The following is a 5,452-nucleotide window of genomic DNA, read 5'->3' on the forward strand; positions in this document are numbered from 1 at the left end:
GTAACCCCACCCTTTGGCAAGACTTTACTGTCAGATTAAGTCTGAACTACTACATCTAAATAAAGTTGAAAAAAAGGAGGGTGCCGAATCCAATTAAGCTAACCCCTTTTGGCAAAGTTTGACTCTTGTGAAACACGCGTCAATACTTTCTTAAGTTTTTTTGTAGTTAATTTATTAACTTTGTGGCATTCGGCTTGTGATATCAAAAATCAGCCTGAGCTGCTATTTATCGTGCATACCTTTCTTGATCCGAAACAAAGCAGAAATATCTTCATCTTCATGACCATCATCCATCAGTTTTTGGTAATCGGATAAGGTCATTTCTACGGCAGGTAGTATCGTTCCAGAATTTTTCTCAGCCATATCCCGACAGATCATTAAATCTTTATGGTGCAGGGCGACCTTAAAACCTGGATCAAATTTATTCTGCATCATTGTTTTGCCTCGGTGATCAAGAAACCAGTTTGCCGCTGCCCCCGACCCAACCACGTCGACCACCTTATCCATATTTAGACCCATCGATTGACCAAACGCTAACGCTTCGGTCACAGCCTGATTAATTCCGGCTGCCATAATTTGATTCACCGCTTTGGTCGCCTGACCGCTGCCAGTCGGCCCCATATGAACGATATTGTCACCAATGGTTTCAAGTACGGGACGCACCGATGCAAGTACGGCTTCATTACCACCGATCATCATCGCCATTGTGCCGTTTCTCGCACCTTCTACACCGCCTGAGACCGGACTATCAAGAAATTCTGCGCCGACTGTTTTTAACAAGGCGGCTACTTGTTTTGCTGTGTCAGAACTCACCGTCGAAGTGTCGATCACCACAGAGTTTTTTTGCACACCTGGTAACATCGCGTTGACTACTTCTAATAGATCAGCATCTCGTGATACACAAATAATGATTAACTCACATTGTTCAGCTACTTCGGCTGGAGAACCTGCAGCGACAAGGCCTGTTTGATCCGCCAGAACCTGTGCACGAGCTGGACTTCGATTCCAGAAAGATTGAAGATGATTTGTTTTGTGAAGGTTCAAAGCCATGCCGATACCCATAGCTCCTAAACCGATGACGCCTGTTTTCATAATAATTTTTTAGAGATGTAATTTAAGTAGGTTGGTTTAGCGTAGCGTAATCCGACATAAAGGTACATTATTTTGTATCAGTATCAATGTAATTGAACACTGCGATTCTAGCGTCAACGAGCAGACCGCTGAGTCGGAATGGTTGAACTGACACACTCCGGATTTAGTTTTTTGGTATCGGCGATGACCGGACAGACGAGGTTTTTTTGTGTTTTGCCGTCGATGGCGTTTTCAGTTCTTATCGAGTTGGCCGACCACGTCGGCGTGATATTATTTGATCGAGTCGTCGACCGACGGAAGTTGCTTCGCAAATTGAACGGAAGTCCGCGAAATAAGATGCGCGAAAGTTGCCCCCGACTGAATCAAAACCAAGGGAGAATTCAACAATGCCCATCAATTCAAACTTATCTGGCATAGGTTTCCTGGACAGATTCTCCACCTCTTTGACCATGCTCCTGAGCGGCTGGCTGGAACGACTGTTCGGCCCAGTCGTCAACACCCCAGCGCTTGGGTCCGTCACCTGGGCCGATTTGGGCGTGATGCTCTGCTTCGTGCTAGTGGTGCTGTTCCTGAATCTCGTGGCTTTTGCCTTTGTCCGACACAAGCTCAAAAGTACTGTCAAAAATTCGGAAGACAAGACAATGCGCCATTACGTCCTGGGCGCACTAGACAAGCCTCTTTATGTATTGATTTGGATTTGCGGGGTCTATTTTGCGGCTACGCCGCTGCTGCTGAAACTAAGCCCGGACCTGCACATCATCCGCGACGTATTCAACAAAGCCTTTGACCTGGGGGTGTTCGGGATTCTGTTCTGGCTGTTCTTTCGGTTCACACATGTGCTACAGGCGCAACTGTCGATCTGGGCTTCCAAGTCGAGCAGCAAGTTGGACAACTTGCTCATGCCGCTGCTCGGCTTAAGCCTGCGGATCATCGTTCCAATGATGGGCATCATCTTTGCTCTACCCATCTTGGGTCTGCCGCCGGAATTTGCGGGTGTCGTCGGCAAAGGCACTAGTATCCTATTGATTGTCGGGGTGGCGATTATCTTGTTTCAGGTCGTGATTCTCGGCGAAAAGGCGGTGCTGATCGAATATGACATCAACGCGGCCGACAATTTGCAGGCGCGCAAAATTTACACGCAGGTTCACGTCATCAGCAAACTGCTATACGCAGTCATCACCATTTTTACCATCGCTTCGATCCTGATGCTGTTCGAGGAAGTGCGTATCTATGGCAAAAGCATTCTGGCCTCGGCAAGCGTCGTCGGCATCATCATCGGTTTCGCCGCGCAGAAAACCATTTCTAATATGTTCGCCGGTTTCCAGCTCGCTATGACGCAGCCTATTCGGCTGGACGACGTCGTTATCGTGGAAGGCGAGTGGGGTACCGTTGAAGAAATCACTCTGACCTATGTTGTCATCCACATTTGGGACGACCGAAGGCTGGTGGTGCCCTTGATTTACTTCATCGAAAAACCGTTCCAGAATTGGACGCGATCCTCGGCGCAGTTGCTCGGTTCAGTGTTTGTGTGGGTTGATTACACAATGCCGTTGGATGAACTCCGCCAGGCGCTTAAAGATATCATTGAACCAAATCCTCTCTGGGATAAACGGTTCTGGAACCTGCAGGTGACCGATGCCACAGAAAAGACAATGCAAATTCGCGTGCTGGCCACTTCAGCAGATTCATCCAAGGGCTGGGACCTTCGCTGCGACATCCGCGAGAAACTCATCACCTACATCCAAAAAAATCATCCGAACAGCCTGCCGCAGTTTCGCACGGAGCTACGCGGCTCGAAGGACAGCCCGACGTTGAAAACATAAGACACGAATTTTACGCATGACCACAAATTTGGTAGAGAAGAAACATGGTTAGAGTTAAAAGCTAGACTCTAGCCTGTTACACATTTCGGGCTTTCGCAATTAGCTAAACTGAGAGAGTTTTATTTAATGACACAACAATAATAATCCCTCAAAAAATAAAGGAGTATTTAATTTACCGTAAAAATTACGCTCGGCTTTGTAGCTGATCTCGAAAATGTGGTGCCTTAAAGTCTAATACCGGTCCTAAAGGCACTACACCGCTTGGGTTGATAGTGGCGTGACTGCCGTAGTAATGATTTTTAATATGATGCATATTAATTGTTCCAGCAACGCCCGGTTGTTGATAAAGATCGCGCGTGTAGGCCCAAAGATTCGGATAGTCAATCAGACGTTTTAAATTACACTTGAAATGTCCAACGTATACGGGATCAAAACGAGTTAACGTTGTAAATAAACGCCAGTCTGCTTCGGTGATTTGATTGCCGGTTAAATAGCGTTGTGTTGCCAGCCTTTGCTCTAACCAATCCAGAGTTTCGAATAACGGAATCACCGCTTCCTCATAAGCTTCCTGCGAGGTGGCAAAGCCCGCTTTATAAACACCGTTGTTTACGGTGTCATAAATACGGTCATTTAGAAGCTCAATATCTTCGCGTAATTTTTCAGGATAATAATCGCCTTTAGTTGCCCCTAAATTATCAAAAGCACTGTTAAACATGCGTATAATTTCTGCCGATTCATTGGAAACAATGGTGTTCGTTTTTTTATCCCAAAGAACGGGAACCGTAACACGGCCTGAATATTTTTTGTTGGCTTGTAGATAAATTTCGCGTACATAGGCTGCATTAAAAAGTGGATCGGCTATGACACCCTCACCGTCGTCAAAGGTCCAGCCTTCTTCAGCCATATGCCAATGCACGACGGATAAGGAAATCATTTTTTCCAGCCCTTTAATTTTGCGAAAGATCAGAGTGCGATTTGCCCAGGGGCAAGCATACGACACGTATAAATGATAGCGTCCCGCTTCAGCTTTAAACCCTGCACGACCACTTGGGCCAGCAGATCCATCCGCAGTAATCCAGTTTCGAAACTGGGCTGCTGAACGAACAAACCGCCCTTGGGTTTCTTCGGTTGGATACCAAATATCCTGCCATTCCCCATCAATTAATATTCCCACCTTATTTCCTTGTTGATTCGCAATTGCTGCGCTGGTTGTATCGGTTAGATTGATAAATTCGTAACTTTGTAAAACTTTCTTCGCTGCATCATCCGCTGAAATTTACGCCAGTATAATAAAAGGTATCGCCAAATTTAATAAGCATGTTGAACGACATTCATAAGCCAAACACATTTTTTCGGCGTGCATGACGATTAAATTTTTAATGGCAATGAATACACCACTTTCCGGTATAGCGTTCTTTAAGGTCGAATATAGGAAACTTGTATAGGGATGGCATTAGTCGAGGTATCTCCTGAGCATCTAAGCAACTTACAAGGATTAAGAAACAAAGGAATAGGTGGTGTGCTGTTTCCGTATGGTTTATTGAGCTCCGTCCCTTTAAGGTTACTGTCAGGCTCAACAGTAACCCCTTTAGTCCTACCACAATCTTGAATTGTGCCGTTTTCAAGCAGGAATTGAACGACGTATTTTGTAGAAGAATTCCCAGCAACATTGACTTTTTTAGCTGGGATTTTCTAACATTAGTATCGATTTTGTGGGTGTATTTAACTATTCCAGATTCAGGAATGTCAGCCGTCAACCGTGCCGGATACGAAACCTATTTCTCTGAAGAAGTGCCTTCGCCATCACTCAGAGTCATAATTCCTCTTATATGGCAATCACCACCATTTTCATCATGCTCCTTGCACCCTATGCGGATTCCGTTAACTTCATTATTGCGCTTAATCGTTGTTTCCCCTTTATATGCTTTGGTGGTTGCTACATAGCAGTAACCATTGGGGCGAAACATTTGACGATCTGATTTCCTGACAACTGTGATTTTTTTATCAGAAGCAGATGCTAGTTGGCTATCGGAAACAGCACCATGTTCTAAGTTACAAGCTGCTTTGACACTAACAATTTTCTTTCCTGAGGGAATCCTGATAAATTTTTGACATCCATCATTCTTACCTTCAACTCGACATTCCCATTCGACAACTTCCTGAGCAAAGGTCGTCGAACTGACAGCAAAGGAGAGTGAAGATATAGCAATAAACAGCAATAAGAAATATCCTTTTTTATTAGGGAGCTTGAATGAAACCTCATGTCCGCTAGTCAGAGTAAATTCATCATTACATCTAAAGCTTTGCTCAGTTGTAGTTGGTATTGTTGATAAACCATGAGATATACTTTTCATTGCAATTTTATTAACCTTATCAATTTATAACAAAATATTTTTGTATGTAAATTGTTACTGTAATGAACCACCTAATTTGATCTTTGTGGCTCGCAGCTGAGCAAAAAGTTACATAATTTTCTAATATTGGGCACCTCGAAAAACCCATTCTCATGAAGCACTTTTGATAAAATTCACCTATCT

The 5,452-nt window shown here is 44.4% G+C and carries 4 protein-coding genes; 1 reads left to right on the forward strand and 3 read right to left on the reverse strand.

The window, feature by feature from the left end; all coding sequences use genetic code 11:
* Positions 1-222: 222 nt before the first annotated feature.
* Positions 223-1,092, reverse strand: a complete 870-nt coding sequence (locus MJ770_RS13320; protein WP_239255237.1) for an NAD(P)-dependent oxidoreductase — start codon at positions 1,090-1,092, stop codon at positions 223-225.
* A 386-nt stretch (positions 1,093-1,478) separates the two neighbouring features.
* On the opposite strand from MJ770_RS13320, the gene MJ770_RS13325 reads away from it, so the two are divergent.
* Entirely contained in the window at positions 1,479-2,915 is a 1,437-nt protein-coding gene (locus MJ770_RS13325; RefSeq protein ID WP_239255239.1) for a mechanosensitive ion channel family protein, read from the forward strand.
* A 184-nt stretch (positions 2,916-3,099) separates the two neighbouring features.
* Here the strand turns inward: MJ770_RS13325 and MJ770_RS13330 are convergent, their stop codons facing one another.
* Both MJ770_RS13330 and MJ770_RS13335 read right to left on the reverse strand, forming a co-directional pair.
* Positions 3,100-4,089, reverse strand: a complete 990-nt coding sequence (locus MJ770_RS13330; protein ID WP_239255241.1) for a glutathione S-transferase family protein — start codon at positions 4,087-4,089, stop codon at positions 3,100-3,102.
* A gap of 601 nt (positions 4,090-4,690) precedes the next feature.
* Positions 4,691-5,269, reverse strand: a complete 579-nt coding sequence (locus tag MJ770_RS13335; RefSeq protein ID WP_239255243.1) for a hypothetical protein — start codon at positions 5,267-5,269, stop codon at positions 4,691-4,693.
* Positions 5,270-5,452 lie beyond the last annotated feature (183 nt).

Source organism: Candidatus Nitrotoga sp. M5, from assembly GCF_927904885.1.
Lineage (GTDB): Bacteria > Pseudomonadota > Gammaproteobacteria > Burkholderiales > Gallionellaceae > Nitrotoga.

Bases quoted from the DNA above. Each gene is read 5' to 3' on its own strand.
- MJ770_RS13320 (WP_239255237.1), bottom strand. From the start codon at position 1,092: ATGAAAACAGGCGTCATCGGTTTAGGAGCTATGGGTATCGGCATGGCT.
- MJ770_RS13325 (WP_239255239.1), top strand. From the start codon at position 1,479: ATGCCCATCAATTCAAACTTATCTGGCATAGGTTTCCTGGACAGATTC.
- MJ770_RS13335 (WP_239255243.1), bottom strand. From the start codon at position 5,269: ATGAAAAGTATATCTCATGGTTTATCAACAATACCAACTACAACTGAG.